We start from the raw sequence: 14,189 nt of genomic DNA on the forward strand, positions 1-14,189 counted from the left end.
CTTGGCTTGCTTTTTCAAGTAGCCTGACCGATGGATGATGTCAGTGGAAATCGTGCGATGAATGATTTGCATGATTTTGCTTAAATGTATGGGGTACCTGGCAAGCAATAATCGAAGCGGGATGGGTAAACTTAAGACCCACTGCCTAATTGGGTGACCACCTAAAACGTCATCAACCAACAATTTGGCACTTTCAGCCATGCGTTTTGCACCGCAGCTTGGACAAAAACCTCTGCGTTTGCAACTGAATGCCACATGCTTCTCATGTTTGCAGTCGTCACATACTACGCGCAAAAATCCATGTTCTAGACGGCCACACTTAAGAAATTCTTCAAACTCTTGTTCTACATGCCGAGGCAGCGATTTCCCCTGACGTGAAAGCTACTCGAGAAATTTTGGGTAATGGTGTTTGACCAATTGATACAGTAACGTTTGTTCTGGACGATGTCGTTTATAGGTATGAATGTGAGTTGCTAGCAATGGCGTCCTTGCTATGAATTGGCATCACAGTGTGTCGATGATTTTCACGTAAATCTACTGTTCAATAGGGTGGAAAATGCGTAGCTCCAAGGTCCGGTTTACGTACAAAGCAGCCCCAGGGGTTCCAGTACCAAGATGTCCGCTTCTGACCATCATGAGACATTTTTACTCTCTCAACTACCTCTTCTTTTTTGCTTTTTATTTAAAAAAATGCCCCTCCTAAAAAGGGGCATTAGTTGCAAGTTGAAGAACAGAGGGCTGATTAAAACACACCCTTCAGAATTATCGATTTAAGCTGGCTCATTTCTTCCAGAGTCGCGCTGATACCCTCGCGGCCTATACCACTCATTTTGTAACCACCGAAGGCCAGTTCTGGTGGACGGTAGTTACCGGTGCCACCCACAACCACGCCGCCACTTTGCAGGGCTTTGGCCATCTTCATCGCGGTTTTGTAATCGTTGGTCATAATGCCCGACATCAGGCCAAAACAAGAAGAATTAGCGATCTCAATGGCCTCTTCCGGGGTATCAAAGCCGATAACCGGGAACACCGGGCCAAATATTTCCAAATCTTTAGAGACATCCATTTCCGGCGTAACGTCGGTTAGTACAGTCATCGGGAAGAACGCGCCATCGCGCTTACCGCCAAGAATACACTTAGCACCCTGATCGATAGTGTGCTGAACCTGTTTCTCTACTTCAGCCGCCGCGCCCTCGTTAATCAGCGTGCCCACGTCGGTGTCACGGCTTTGTGGGTCGCCCACTTTAATTTCTTTCAATCGGGCGACCAGTTTTTCGGTGTAGGTCTGCTTGATCGAATTATGAATAATTAAGCGTTTGGATGATGCGCAGGTCTGCCCAGCGGTAAAGGCACGGGAGATAACGGTGTCTTCCACCGCCACATCTACATCGGCATCGCCAAATACAATGAACGGGTCGTTGCCGCCCAGTTCCAGATGCACATGGTGCAGGTGTTTTGCTGCCTGTTCTGCCACCGCAATTCCAACACCAGTACTACCGGTTAAGGTAATGGCGTTAATGTGCGGGCTGGACACTAAATAGTTACCAATTACCGAGCCACTGCCGGTAATGCACTGGGCTACGGTTGGCGGCACGCCGGCGTCAAGCAGTAACTGGGTTAAACGCAATACGGTTAACGGGTTGTCTGAGGCGGGCTTGATGATGATAGCGTTACCCATGGCCAGTGCGGGGGCAATCTTTTGCGTGTACAGTGAGGCAGGGTGGTTAAACGGCACCACACACACCACAATACCCAGTGGATCACGGCGGGTAAATATCACGTCTTTTTCCATGCCGGGCTGGGCATCAGACAAGCAATCACCGTAAAGGTGTAAAGCCCGTTCCGCGTAGCCGCGTACCATCATACCTACCCGTGACATTTCGCCTTCGGCACTCTTAATGGCCTTGCCGGTTTCTTTACTTAACAGTAGCGCCAGTTCGTCCTGGTTAGCTTCAACCAGATCGGCATATTTGAACAGGATCTTGCAGCGTTCGTGTAACGGCGTTTCCGCCCACAGGTCGCGGCCCTTTTTGGCGCAGTCCAGGGTTAGCTCGATATGCGCTGGTGTGGCACTGGTAACAGTATCAATTAATTCACCTGAGGCAGGGTTAAGCACATCAACCTGTTTGCCATTTTCAAGGTGGGCGGTACTTGCGCCAATTAACATATCCACTCGTCAGTTACTCCCGTAGTGTTTGTTCAACTTATGCTTATTGTGATGACTGTTAACCCTGATGATAAAGGGCAGAACCTGAATTACATCGCATCACATTACATCGCGTTCATGGTTATCAGCATAACCGAGCAATAGTCACGCCAATGGTGAGTGTTTTTTAAAATATCTCACTATTTGATATTATCTTAAACCATTGGCAGGTATTATGGCAGTGATTTGGTAAATAGTTTTTAACAAAAGTACCGAAAACTTTTAAAGAGTCAGGCGCCTGTGGTGCTGAAGTGTTGTTGCTAAAGACAGGCTGGGTACAACAAAGACACCATGTGTCTTTCAGAATGCGATGACAAGCCGCATTCGGCTGTTTTGCCGGTGTTTTTTCTGGCAGGCCGTTTGCTTAGTCACAGGGTTTATTAAGTTCTGTTTTCACACTGAGGAATTAAATCACACTATGGAAGCCTCTTCCGGTAAGCGCTATACAACAGGGCATCTGCTAAACACCATTGTGATTGCCGGGTTAGAGGTGGCCGGATTGGCCGGTGCGCGTCTTGTGCTGATCCTTATCGCGCTGAGTATGGGGGCCAGCACGGCGTTTGTCGGGATCCTGGCCGCCATGTTTACGCTGTTTCCTACCGTTCTCAATATTGCCTTTGGTCGCTGGGTTGATCGTGTCGGTACCTTTATTCCCATGCTGGTGGCGTGTTCACTGGCGGTCATCGCCGGTAGTCTTTATCTGCTTGCACAAACGCCATGGATGCTGGCCCTTATTGCCGGGTTAGTCGGTGTCAGTGCGTTTTTTAGCAGTATGGTGGCCAGTCGTAGCGTTGGCAGTGTCGCCAGTGGCAATGAGCGAACCCGGCTGATTGGTTATCTGGTGCTGGGCTATTCGGTGTTCGGTTTAATCGGGCCATTGATTTTAAGCGCTACTTACGAACATGGCGGCGATGGTTGGGTAATGGTAGTGCTCGCTGGCTTTGGGTTACTGGCGCTGTTATTGATGGCGAGCGGTCGCCATTATTATCATAATGGTCAGCCCGTAGAGGTGAAAACCACGCAAAAACACCGGACTACCGATTTGTTAAAACTGCCATCACTGCGCCGCTGGGTGGGCATTAATGCTGTGTTTGCGTCGGCACAAACCCTGTTTCCGGTGGTCATTTCCTTGTTGTCGGTAGAAATTAAGTTATCTCCTTTTTATGCCGGTCTGATGCTGAGTGGATTTGCCGCGGGGATGACCGGTTCACGACTGGCCATCGGTGTTCTGGTGCGTTATATGCGCCCTGAGCTGTTGATTTTGTTATCGTTGATTTTTGCCTCCCTGATGTATGTTTTATTGCCCTTCGTACATGAGTCAACCTGGTTACTGATTTGCTGTACGCTGCTGGGGATTCCGTTAGGAATGGCGCTGCCACTGTCTATTTCGTTAATTTATGAAAATGCACCTGAAAACCGTATCTCAGAGTCGGTGGCTCTTTCGTATACCGTAACCGGCGCTTTTCAAACTCTGACTCCGCTCGTACTGGGCGTGGCTGCGGGCATTGCCGGAACACAGTTAATTGCCCTGGTAATCGCAGGCTCACTGGCTATTGCCGCGCTATCAATAATGTCATCTGTTCGCCACGTTACTGCGTAGTAAACTGGTAAGCATCAAGGAAATCAGAACATGGATCCCTTTACTCATACCTTCGCCGGTGGTTTGCTCGCCTCCGGTGGTTTGCGCAAGGTTACGCCGCTGGCTGCTGCCGCACTCCTGATTGGCGCTAATATTCCCGACGTGGATATTGTTGTTTCGCTGATGGGAGAACAGGCCTCGGTTGCCCACCGCCGTGGCTGGACTCACGGTGTGCTGGCGTGGGTAGTGCTGCCGTTAATACTCTCTGCCGGATTAATGTTGTTTGCCAACATCAGGGCGCGGATAAAGCCAGCAACGACAATTGAACCGTCTTTCTGGCCACTATTAGGTTTGAGCCTGCTTGCCGTGCTCAGTCACCCGCTGCTCGACTGGTTAAACAATTATGGCGTACGCTTACTCATGCCCTTTGATAACCGCTGGTTTTATGGCGATACCCTGTTTGTGCTGGATCCCTGGGTATGGCTGCTACTGGGTGGCGGCTATTGCTACGCTACCTCTGCCAGGCGCTGGCAGCAGTTAATGTGGGCGGTGTTTTGGGTTGTGTCGTCAGCGGTGGTCTGCCTCAATAACTTTTCCACAACAGCCACCATCGTGGTGTGGTTTATTGGCCTGAGCAGTTTGCTCACACTGCGTATTTTTGTGCCCGGTATAACGCCATCCAGCGTAGCGCGACTAGCGCTGATACTCGGGGTTGGCTACATAATCATAAATGATATCGTCAGTCGTTTCGCCGCGGCCCGGGTGGCAGATGAAATGGCAGCTCGTGGCCTTGGTGATGTGGCAGATATTATGGTTGCACCGGTACCGGCTAATCCGTTTGCGGGCAATGTTGTGGTTGAATTTGAGGATCATTACCGCTTAGGTGCATGGCACTGGCTTAATAACCCACATTTATCCCTAAAAGACGAAGCGCTGACTGCCAGTATGCAGGATGTAAGAGTGCAGGCGGCTGCAAAGGCGTTAGCGGCAAGGCGCTTTTTGATGTGGTCGCGCTATCCTTATGCCACTGTGACATCAGGCGCAGAGGGGGGATTTCAGGTGCAGTTTGATGATGCTCGTTATGCCGGTGAGGCAGGCCTTATTCGTGGGCCGTTAGTTGTGCTGGATGATAATCTCCAACAGATAGAATAAAGCCCCTGAAACGGGGCTTTTGTGAGATTTGATTATCGCTCGCCGCTGGGCAGACCGTCGCCGCGGTCTGAGTTTTCAGCTGCAGCTTCAAAGTCGGCCGGGCGTTTTTCCAGCGCGGCGGATAAGCCTTCCTGGAATTCGGCACTCGACATCGCCATAACCTGTAAATAGCCTTCCTGTTCCATCACTTCGTTAACGCTGGACTGGAAGGATTGATTCAGCAGGCGTTTGGCCAGACCCATTACATCAGCCGGGCCTTTTGCCAGTTTTTTGGCCAGCGCCAGGCCTTCTTCATCCACCTGTTCATCCGGTACACATTTTACCGCAATGTCATTTTCAACAGCTTCTGCGCCGGTCCATGAACCATTGGAGAATAAGAAGTTACGGGCTTTTGCCAGGCCGATTAAACGCGGGAGGGTATAAGCAATCAGACAATCCGGCACTACACCTAAGCGGAAAAAGCCGGCTGAAAACTTAGCCGACTCACCCGCTACCACTAAATCTGACATCAGCGCCAGACCCATACCGCCACCCATTGCATGGCCTTTCACGCCACACACAACCGGTACATCCAGCGTCATCAACGGTGGAAACAGGGTTGCAGCATGGCGAAAACGTGAATGTACAGACCAAGGATCGCTGGCTTTTTTCAGCATGCGTAAATCACCGCCGGCACAAAAGCTCTTGCCCTTACCGGTAAGATACACCGCACGGATAGTGCGGTCGTCCTGAATGGCGCGGATAACATCGCGCAATGAATAACGCATTTCACGGCTTAGCGCGTTGTGCGAATCGGCATTGTCCAGGCGAACAATGAGTACCGAACCGTCGCGCTCGGTTTCCACATGTAGGTAATGTTTAATCATTATTATACTCCCGGGAATTATTCTGATTTGCCAGCGACACCTGTACCGGCATGACTGCGATTACGACCACCGTCGACAACAATGTCTGCACCGGTAATATAGGCACCGGCATCGGAGGCGAGGAAAATGGCTGCATCAGCGATATTGGATGTTTTACCAAACTCGCCCAGCGGGATCATGGCCAGTTGCTTGGCGCCGGCGCCCTGATCTTCGTAAATACGTTTAACGCCTTCGGTATCGCCGATGGCGCCTGGCGCAATAGTATTGCAGCGAATGCCATGCTGACCCCATTCGTTAGCCAGTGTGCGGCATAATGACATGATGCCAGCTTTGGCAGCGCCAGCGTGGGCACAGCCCGGCCAGCCTTCCAGTGCACGGGTGGTGGAAATAGCGATAAAGCGACCACCAAACTCGGATTTCTTCAGTTGCTCAAAGGCCGCTTTAGCGCAGAAGAACGTGCCGTTCAGGTCGATGTCAATAACGGCTTTCCAGGCGTTAGGCGACATTTCCTCAGCGGGTACTACGAAGTTACCGGCCGCATTTGCGATAACGATGTCCAGGCTGCCAAAGTGGCTGACTGCTTCGTTAACCACATTGGTGACCGCGTCGTAATCGCGTACATCCATTTGTACTACGTGTACTTCTGCACCGCTTGCTTGCAGTTCAGCTTTGGCTTGTTCCAGTCGTTCCAGGTTACGACTGGCGATGACCAGTTTGGCGCCGCAGGCGGCGTATGCTTTAGCAATACCGAAACCGATACCCGTTGCGCCACCGGTGATTAGGGCTACCCGGCCTTTCAATGCACTGTCAGAAAAAATCACTGTTATTAATCCTCTACCGTGGGTTCGTTTATTTATCTCGTTTAGTAGGATTTACCAGAGCAAGGAGTATGCCACCCTCCAGAAGCCAGTTCTGGCAAGGGTTTAGCGCTTAAAAGCTGAGGGTGGGAAAGGTTTGGTGTCTGCTTAAGCGACAAACTGTAGTAAGAGACAACAACTTTGCCCAAAAGTGTGTGTAGTAATAACAAAAGGGCAATAAAGCCCGGCTAATACCTAGCCGGGCAGGCAAGTTACATATTAGGGTAGTTAGGGCCACCAAAGCCTTCAGGCGTTACCCAGGTAATGTTTTGCGCGGGGTCTTTAATGTCGCAGGTTTTACAGTGTACGCAGTTTTGCGCATTGATCTGAAAACGCCTGTCGCCATCGTCATTTTCTACCACTTCGTACACGCCGGCAGGGCAATAGCGCTGCGCCGGTTCATTAAATCGTGGCAGGTTTTGCGTAATCGGAATGCTGTCATCCTTGAGTTTAAGGTGACAAGGCTGGTCTTCTTCATGGTTAGTGTTCGACATAAACACCGAAGACAAACGGTCAAAGCTGATCACGCCATCCGGTTTAGGATAGGTGATTGGCGTGCAATCCGATGCGGGCTTTAACGTCGCATAATCCGGCGTTGGGTCACTTAAGGTCCAGGGCAGCTTACCTTTGAAGATATTAATATCGAAAAACGCATAGGCAGAACCCATGATATTGCCAAATTTATGCTGAGCCGGTCCGAAGTTACGCTGCTGATGCAACTCCTCGTACGCCCAGCTTGCTTTAAATGCCGCATCATAATCCAGGGTTGTCGGTGGGGTATCACCCGCCAGCGCTTCGCAAATCACTTCAGCGGCGACCAGGCCGGATTTCATCGCCGTATGGCTGCCTTTGATTTTGGCGAAGTTAAGGGTACCGGCGTCACAACCAATCAGCAGGCCGCCGGGGAAACTCATTTTAGGTAGCGACTGAATACCGCCTTTGGCGATAGCGCGAGCACCGTAAGCCAGACGCTTGCCGCCTTCCAGATATTGCTTAATCTGCGGGTGATGCTTGTAGCGCTGGAATTCCTCAAACGGACTCACATGGGGATTGGAATACCCTAAATCAGTAATTAATCCTAATGCCACCTGGTTATCTTCAAGATGGTACAGGAACGAGCCGCCATGGCTGCCGCTCTCGGTTAATGGCCAGCCCGCGGTGTGCAGCACCAGTCCTTGCTCATGTTTAGCCGGATCGATTTCCCACAGCTCTTTAATGCCCAGGCCGTAATGCTGCGGTTCTTTACCTTCATCAAGCTTAAACCCGGCAATCAGCTCTTTGCCAAGGTGTCCGCGGCAACCTTCGGCAAACAACGTATATTTAGCATGTAGCTCCATGCCCTGCATGTAACTGTCTTTCGGCGTGCCATCAGCAGCGACACCCATGTCGCCAGTGGCTACACCTTTTACGCTGCCATCTTCGTGATAAAGTATTTCTGCAGCAGCGAATCCGGGGTAAATTTCTGCGCCCAGTGCTTCTGCCTGCTCGGCAAGCCAGCGACATACATTGGCCAGACTAACGATATAATTACCCTCGTTATGCATGGTTGATGGAACCAGTGCATTAGGGATTTTACGCTTGCTTTCTGCATCGTTTAGTAAGTATATTTCGTCTCGGACTACCGGTGTATTTAACGGCGCGCCAAGTTCCTGCCAGTTGGGGAACAGCTCGTTGAGGGCTCTGGGCTCAAGAATTGCACCGGATAAAATATGGGCGCCTACTTCTGAGCCTTTTTCGACCAGGCAAACGCTGATTTCTTTGCCGCGTTCGGCACTGAGTTGACGAATCTTGCAGGCCGCTGCCAAGCCGGAAGGACCAGCGCCTACGATAACGACGTCAAACTCCATCGCTTCTCTTTCCAAAATACACCTCTTAAACCTGTAACGGAATTTTTACAAATATCTCACATTATGGGAATTTTGCAAGTAGCGTGCCTGATTTTATTGTTTAAAGTTTAATCTTTGCTACGGAGTTTCTGGATACGAAGGTAGGCAGATATTTGTAAGTAGTATTGGTTGGCAGAGCTTTGCCCTGGGCATAATCAAGGGCCAGCGCAGCGGCCTGTGAGGCCATTTCGGCGATGGGATAGTGCAGGGTGGTCAGCTGCGGGCGGCAGTACTGCGCCAGGATCACATCATCGAAGCCCATCACTGAAACATCGTCTGGAACAGCAAATTTATGGTCGGACAGGACGTTGATGGCACCGGATGCCATGGCATCATTATATGCCAGCACCGCAGTAAAGCGGGCGCCTGAGGCAATGAGTTGGCGCATGGCACTTTCACCGCCTTGCTGATTAGGCGAGGCGTGGACAATCTGGCTGTCGGTGAGTTCGATACCCCACTGGGCCAACGATTCCCGGATGCCCTGTTCCCGTTCAGTTCGGTCTTCGATAGTAAAATCGCTGCTGATCACGGCGATGTGTCGATGGCCAAGTTTCAGTACCTGCTCGGCCATCATGCGTCCGCCAGCAACATTGTCGAGCCAGACACAGCGATGTTTAATCGCATCGATGTAGCGGTTTATCAGCACAAAGCCCGGCGCCTGACTGGCCAGGCTGATAAGGGTTTCGTCATCAAGAAACTTAGCATGTACCACCATGGCTTTTACCCGGTGGTTAAGAAGCGTCTCAATTGCTTTTAGCTCGGTTTCGGCTTGTACTGAACCGGCACTCATTAGTAACTGTGTGTTGGCATGTCGGGCGACGGTTTCAATAGCATCAGCATAGGTGGCGAAAAACGGGTCCATCAGTTCGGCTAATACTAACCCCAGAGAAGTATTCTTTTTAGTGACCAGTGCCCGGGCATTGATATTTGGCCGGTAACCCATTTCTTCCATCACGGCTTTAACATGGGCGCGGGTCTTTGGCCCGACTTTAGGCCCGTCATTAATCACGCGGGAAACCGTTGCCAGCGACACATTCGCAGCTTCTGCTATATCCTTTATGGTGGTCATTGAAAGTCCGTAGCTACTTCATCACAGAGGTATCATCATAATGATTTTATGCCGTTGATGCGACCATTTCAGGGTTTCGGGGGAAAACGTTTAGCCTCTTTTATTTATGGTGATTCCAGGCAATTTGTCAGGCATGTTTTCGCATTAGTTTTTTTGCTTTTTTTAATAAAATTTATTCGCTTTACTTTGCTTAAAAACAGGCCTAAATTCGCGCCCAATTTCATCCCTTGCGAAACTACCGTTCCTCACATTCTCTTTGGTAGCGCAGTTATATTCTTACGGATCCAGACATGGTCGATGTTGCTCAGAGCAATAAACCCAACAGTCCCCTTGTGCCTGTTTTAGGGTTGTCGTTTTTTGCTGTTGCATCAGGTTTTTTGATGAGCCTGATCCCCTTATCCTTAAGCGCTAATGACTTACCTTCGGCGCTGGCTCCCTGGCTGGCCTCAGTGTTTTATTTTGGACTGCTGACAGGTGCTTTTTTTATTCAGCGCGTGGTAGCTAAAACCGGTCACCGCATTGCGTTTATCGTATTTCTGTTACTACTCACACTTACTGTTGCGCTGCAGGTTATGCTGCCACAGGTTACCTCCTGGATTATTGCCCGGTTTTTAGCCGGCATTGCTGTGGCGGGTGTGTTTGTGGTGGTGGAGTCGTGGTTACTCATGACCGACACCGCCAAGGCCAGAGCCAAACGTCTTGGCTTGTATATGACATCGCTGTACGGCGGCACCGCAGTTGGCCAGTTGGCAATTAAACCGCTGGGCACAGAGGGCGCGCTGCCTTATTTATTTGTTATTGGCTTGCTGTTGTTGGCAGTACTGGTGCCTTTGCTCATCAAGGGTGGACAGCCGGATAATCATCATTCGCAGCCACTTAAACTGAGTGAATTAAAGTCGCTAAGTCGTCCTGCGCTGATGGGCTGTCTGGTGTCTGGTTTAGTACTGGGGCCTGTGTATGGCCTGATGCCATTGTATATCGCGCACACGGACTATGCGCCCAATACCGGCTTGCTTATGGCGATTATTATTCTGGGCGGCATGCTGGTACAGCCTCTGGTGAGTTTTCTTTCCCCTCGTTGCAGCAAACGTTTGTTGATGGCTGGCTTTTGTGTCATTGGCGGATTAAGCGTGTCAGGTATTGCCTGGGCAGGTGAGCTTTCGGTGATTATGGGTTGTTATTTACTGTTAGGGGCCTGTAGCTTTGCCTTGTACCCCATTGCCATAACACTTGCCTGCGACAACCTGCCAGGCAGCAAAATCGTCTCTGCTACTGAAATCATGCTGTTAAGTTACAGCGTTGGCTCGGTGATCGGGCCATTGCTGGCGGCATATGTATCGGTAGCTACCAATGGACTGCCGGTGTATCTGGCGGTGTGTTTAATTGCAACCAGCTTGTATATGCTGCTCAACAGCAACCGTCGTATGCCTGCCAATGATACCCAGGTTGCCGATATCTGAGCACAGACCTGACCTGTAGGATCATCAGCTTATGATGATCCGCTTCCAGGCCAGTAGTGAACCATCGGCATTCTGCGCCAGGTTAAACAACTCGTCTTCATCACCGTTAAATACCGTATCCCGGCTGTTGTGAGTATCAGGCTCTCCACGGCCACTGTACGCCGAATGTTCAGTGCAAATGGTGTCAACAAAGTCGTCATCAAAGCCAAACTGGGATATGAGCTGATCGCTATTATTGCTTTTCACTCTGAAATGCACATGAATCGCCCGGCTTGAGTACCAGCCCGGAAAGCAGCTGTAAAAGTTCACTCTGCCGCTGGCATCGGTTACAGCAATCCCGCGGAACCATTTGGCCTGGAGTGCATCGCTATCGTTGCCGGTACAAAAAGAGGAACTGAAACCATTGCGATCGGCGCTGTCGCTGGTATCACCCGAGTAGATGCCCTGTACATCACAATGCCACACTTCAATTTCGTAGCCTGCCAGCGGATTACAGTTAGCATCCACCAGTTGCAGGCAGAGCATCATCGGCAGGCCGGTTTGTTCTTCGGAGATATCATCGCGGTACTCGCTGTCGAAATAGCAGGGCCCTTCGGTAAGCGATGGCGTTAATTCAACGTTGCAGGCGGAGCCTGTTTCAAACAGTGAGTCATCGGGAAATGATTCCGTGATTGAAGCGGTACCGCCGGTAGCCCAGTCGGTCGTGGTTGCAACACTGCCGCCACTACTGGTACCAGAACCGCCTGAACTGCCACTCACCGTGCTGCCAGAAGATGAACTGGAAGAGGTCGTCGTAGTGGGCGAAGTGGCACCACTGCCGCAGCCAAAAAACAAAAAAGTAGGTGTTAAAATGGTAATGCCAGCCGCTGATTTAACCAGCAGTCGGCGGCGTTGTAGATTTGTGGTCATGGTTTCAGCCTTAAAGTTAATACTGACCAATAGACCCTGCAATCTGCCTGGCATTGCCAACTTTGCACAACTTTACATTACTTGTTTTTAGCTGACATAAAACCGGTGTTCAGAAGTCGTCCAGGGTATCCTGTAAGCGTTCATCGTCGGTGTCAGCGGCCATGGCCAGATGCATTTTCATGGGGGCTTTATCATTTTGCAGCTTGTACAGCTGTGCAAGGCGGTAATGAGCCCATGGTTTGCTGGGCAGCTCTTCGTTATCAAAAGGCTGTTCGACATAGGAAAGCAGCGCCTCTATGCCTTCGCTAACCCCTTGTTCACTGAATACCGCGTTGCGGCCAATCTGATACAGCGCACTGAGTTTAAAGTCGGCGTCTTCATCGTCTATTGTGGCGTTGGTGGCCCGGGCAAAAGCGATTAATGCCTGTTCGAATTGTTTATCTTCCTGCAGTTTTAATCCCTGTCGATAATAAAACTCGGCATGTTGAGGGTAGGTCGTGATAGCTTCATTCAACGTTTTTGCAAAGGCCTTTTCATCGTCGTTTTGCAAAAAGTATTGCAGTTTCGCCCGGGTTCCCATGAGTGAGTCTTTGGCGGCGATGTCGTTTACCAGTTGCCAGGCGATTTCATCGTCACCGCCAGCAATGCCCGGCGCCATGGTGTAAAACATCATCAGGGCATACTGGTAGTCGATGTTTTCGGGTTCAAGTATGGCTGCCTGCTTAAGGCAATTGAGCGATTTTTCGGCATAGCCTAACGCTGAGAAAATTGACTGGCTGGCCTGAATACCCATTATCTGGCCACATAAAAAGTGCACGTCGGCGCGCGTTGGCGCGAGCTCAAGGGCTTCTTCGATAAGCGCTTCTGCCTGGTCCGGATCCTTGGCTAAAAAGTCCTCAGCCTGGGTCAACAACATCTCTACTTGCTGACTCTGCGGGGTAGCCAGAACGGACTGGCAGTAGAGTAAACTAACGAATAGTAACGCAACGCATAAAGGTCTTGTGGGCACGGTAAATTCCTGGTGATGAATGCTGACAGGCTCTCCTGAGCAACAGGCAATGGCCACCATCGCCTGTTATCAACATATCAAAGGTCACTGTGCAGACCCAGCTCACATTTGTATCAAAAGAATTCAATGTCGTTATCGACAAACTGTTTAGCTGAGCGTTCAAGGATGTTGGTTTGGTTGCGACCGTTAGTCTTAGATAAATAAAGTGCTTCATCAGCGACTTCAATCATCATGGGGACGGCCTGCTGAGTATTGATTCGGGTACAGCCAATGCTGACGGTGACTTTGCCAGACGGGAATTCATACTTTTCTACGGCCAGCCTGAAGCGCTCCAGCACCGCAATCACACCATTATCGTTGGTCTGGTTAATGATGACTAAAAACTCTTCACCACCATAGCGGAACAAAAAGTCAGAGTGGCGAAACGTGGTGCGCATGATGTTGGCAAAATGAATCAGCACTTCATCGCCGTACAAATGGCCAAACTTATCATTAATGTGTTTAAAGTGATCGATATCCAGCAGCGCGATATAGGAGCCTAGTTCCTCAGGTTCCCGATTGCGGTAAAAATCCAAAACCTGCTCAAAGGTGCTGCCCAGGGTTTGTCGGTTATTCAGCTTGGTAAGGATGTCCCGTTCCTTGGTATCGAACAGACGGATCTGGTGGTCGTAGATTTTTGCCAGGCCGCGCACCACCTCAAGGTTATACTCGTCGAGTGTGCCTTTTATCAGAACCAGTTTTTCCGGTGGCTCGCCCTTATTTACGTAAATGTAGATGTACTCTTCATGCTCCAGAGTAAGAAAAGAGACGCCTGGTTCACCATGTAAAGCGATATCTTTTACGATGTCAGTGAATTCGTCTTTAAAATCTTCAGCCAGGGAAAGAGGGAATTTACGAATAAGCGGTTCCGGGGTTTTTTCGTCGCGAAAGTTGCGCCCCAGTATTTCGTATGAGGAGACTTTCTCGATAGTGTCTATTTCGAGCAACGTCTTCATTAACACGACGTTCAGGTCGTGAAACGTTTTTGCTTCCAGCAATTTGGACGAGAGCTCAAATGCCTTGGTGAGATCGGGAAAAGTCATAATTATAATTATCGCTTGTGAACGTTCTGCTTAGTTTGGGGCCAATGCCAACTTTATTATCAGATAATTATCTGGCCGGTTTTAAGACGAAATTCATCTGACCAGAAAGTCTTT

12 protein-coding genes are annotated in these 14,189 nt (G+C 50.1%); 3 read left to right on the top strand and 9 right to left on the bottom strand.

All coding sequences use genetic code 11. The annotated features are described in order from the left end of the window. Positions 1-360, bottom strand: a 360-nt coding sequence (locus BFC17_RS20345) for a transposase zinc-binding domain-containing protein (RefSeq protein WP_244887055.1), incomplete at its 3' end; no start/stop codon positions are given. Positions 361-742: 382 nt separating this feature from the next. After that, entirely contained in the window at positions 743-2,167 is a 1,425-nt protein-coding gene (locus BFC17_RS20350; protein WP_070178371.1) for an aldehyde dehydrogenase family protein, read from the bottom strand. 457 nt (positions 2,168-2,624) lie between these two features. Between BFC17_RS20350 and BFC17_RS20355 the strand changes: the two genes are divergently transcribed. Next, positions 2,625-3,806 (top strand): MFS transporter, encoded by a 1,182-nt coding sequence (locus BFC17_RS20355; RefSeq protein ID WP_070178372.1) that lies wholly within the window; start codon positions 2,625-2,627, stop codon positions 3,804-3,806. Positions 3,807-3,836: 30 nt separating this feature from the next. Next, a complete protein-coding gene (locus BFC17_RS20360; RefSeq protein ID WP_070178373.1) occupies positions 3,837-4,937 on the top strand; it encodes a metal-dependent hydrolase in 1,101 nt (366 codons plus the stop codon). A gap of 32 nt (positions 4,938-4,969) precedes the next feature. Here BFC17_RS20360 and BFC17_RS20365 read toward each other — a convergent pair whose 3' ends face one another. The 4 genes from BFC17_RS20365 to BFC17_RS20380 all read right to left on the bottom strand — a co-directional run bounded on the left by BFC17_RS20365 (position 4,970) and on the right by BFC17_RS20380 (position 9,615). After that, positions 4,970-5,803, bottom strand: a complete 834-nt coding sequence (locus BFC17_RS20365; RefSeq protein WP_070178374.1) for an enoyl-CoA hydratase/isomerase family protein — start codon at positions 5,801-5,803, stop codon at positions 4,970-4,972. A 17-nt stretch (positions 5,804-5,820) separates the two neighbouring features. After that, positions 5,821-6,624 carry an SDR family oxidoreductase gene (locus BFC17_RS20370; protein WP_217494045.1) on the bottom strand — a complete coding sequence of 268 codons (804 nt, stop codon included), beginning with the start codon at positions 6,622-6,624 and terminating at the stop codon, positions 5,821-5,823. Positions 6,625-6,872: 248 nt separating this feature from the next. Next, positions 6,873-8,522 (bottom strand): electron transfer flavoprotein-ubiquinone oxidoreductase, encoded by a 1,650-nt coding sequence (locus BFC17_RS20375; protein WP_070178375.1) that lies wholly within the window; start codon positions 8,520-8,522, stop codon positions 6,873-6,875. Positions 8,523-8,607: 85 nt separating this feature from the next. Continuing rightward, positions 8,608-9,615, bottom strand: coding sequence for a LacI family DNA-binding transcriptional regulator (locus BFC17_RS20380; protein ID WP_070178376.1), 1,008 nt, complete (start codon positions 9,613-9,615; stop codon positions 8,608-8,610). Positions 9,616-9,905: 290 nt separating this feature from the next. Here BFC17_RS20380 and BFC17_RS20385 point away from each other — a divergent pair, with 290 nt between their 5' ends. Continuing rightward, on the top strand, positions 9,906-11,075 hold the full coding sequence (locus BFC17_RS20385; RefSeq protein ID WP_070178377.1) for an MFS transporter: 1,170 nt from the start codon (positions 9,906-9,908) through the stop codon (positions 11,073-11,075). Positions 11,076-11,099: 24 nt separating this feature from the next. Here the strand turns inward: BFC17_RS20385 and BFC17_RS20390 are convergent, their stop codons facing one another. From BFC17_RS20390 to BFC17_RS20400, 3 genes are all read right to left on the bottom strand, one after another. Further along, positions 11,100-11,984, bottom strand: coding sequence for a dioxygenase family protein (locus BFC17_RS20390; protein WP_070178449.1), 885 nt, complete (start codon positions 11,982-11,984; stop codon positions 11,100-11,102). A gap of 109 nt (positions 11,985-12,093) precedes the next feature. Further along, positions 12,094-12,993: a tetratricopeptide repeat protein gene (locus BFC17_RS20395; RefSeq protein WP_139142155.1), complete on the bottom strand. Its 900-nt coding sequence runs from the start codon at positions 12,991-12,993 to the stop codon at positions 12,094-12,096. A 113-nt stretch (positions 12,994-13,106) separates the two neighbouring features. Beyond that, positions 13,107-14,075: a GGDEF domain-containing protein gene (locus BFC17_RS20400; protein ID WP_070178379.1), complete on the bottom strand. Its 969-nt coding sequence runs from the start codon at positions 14,073-14,075 to the stop codon at positions 13,107-13,109. Positions 14,076-14,189 lie beyond the last annotated feature (114 nt).

The organism is Marisediminitalea lipolytica, assembly GCF_001758465.1.
GTDB classification, from domain to species: domain Bacteria; phylum Pseudomonadota; class Gammaproteobacteria; order Enterobacterales; family Alteromonadaceae; genus Alteromonas; species Alteromonas lipolytica.

What these genes read in the sequence shown, in the direction of transcription:
- BFC17_RS20350 (WP_070178371.1), bottom strand. Translation starts at nt 2,167, where the DNA reads ATGTTAATTGGCGCAAGTACCGCCCACCTTGAAAATGGCAAACAGGTT.
- BFC17_RS20355 (WP_070178372.1), top strand. Translation starts at nt 2,625, where the DNA reads ATGGAAGCCTCTTCCGGTAAGCGCTATACAACAGGGCATCTGCTAAAC.
- BFC17_RS20360 (WP_070178373.1), top strand. Translation starts at nt 3,837, where the DNA reads ATGGATCCCTTTACTCATACCTTCGCCGGTGGTTTGCTCGCCTCCGGT.
- BFC17_RS20365 (WP_070178374.1), bottom strand. Translation starts at nt 5,803, where the DNA reads ATGATTAAACATTACCTACATGTGGAAACCGAGCGCGACGGTTCGGTA.
- BFC17_RS20380 (WP_070178376.1), bottom strand. Translation starts at nt 9,615, where the DNA reads ATGACCACCATAAAGGATATAGCAGAAGCTGCGAATGTGTCGCTGGCA.
- BFC17_RS20385 (WP_070178377.1), top strand. Translation starts at nt 9,906, where the DNA reads ATGGTCGATGTTGCTCAGAGCAATAAACCCAACAGTCCCCTTGTGCCT.
- BFC17_RS20390 (WP_070178449.1), bottom strand. Translation starts at nt 11,984, where the DNA reads ATGACCACAAATCTACAACGCCGCCGACTGCTGGTTAAATCAGCGGCT.
- BFC17_RS20400 (WP_070178379.1), bottom strand. Translation starts at nt 14,075, where the DNA reads ATGACTTTTCCCGATCTCACCAAGGCATTTGAGCTCTCGTCCAAATTG.